At 57.9% G+C, this 368-nt stretch carries 1 protein-coding gene; it reads left to right on the forward strand.

Annotated elements, in window-relative coordinates; genetic code table 11:
* On the forward strand, positions 1-368 hold a 368-nt coding region (locus QWI17_RS00480), incomplete at both ends, for a TSUP family transporter (protein ID WP_302720536.1).

The raw sequence follows: 368 nt of genomic DNA on the forward strand, positions 1-368 counted from the left end.
CTGTCGTTCCCATCATGCTGATCGCGGTCGCGGCCTACTTTGCGTTCACTCCCACGCTGAGTAGTCAGGAGCGCAAGCAACGGCTGTCGAGCGTTGCATTCACACTGGCGGTAGTGCCAGCCATTGGCTTCTATGACGGTATTTTCGGGCCAGGTACCGGTTCATTTTTCATGGTCGCATGCACCCTGCTGCTGGGACAGCCGCTCATGCAAGCAATTTGCAGAAGCAAACTCCTGAATGCTTGCTGCAACCTGGGAGCCCTGACCGTGTTTGCATGCAGTGGGGCGATCGTCTGGCCTTTGGCATTGATAATGGCTGTGTCCGCCATCATTGGTGCGCAGCTGGGCGCGCGGTGTGCGCTCCACTTC

Origin of the sequence: Gilvimarinus gilvus (assembly GCF_030518155.1) — a bacterium.
GTDB classification, from domain to species: domain Bacteria; phylum Pseudomonadota; class Gammaproteobacteria; order Pseudomonadales; family Cellvibrionaceae; genus Gilvimarinus; species Gilvimarinus gilvus.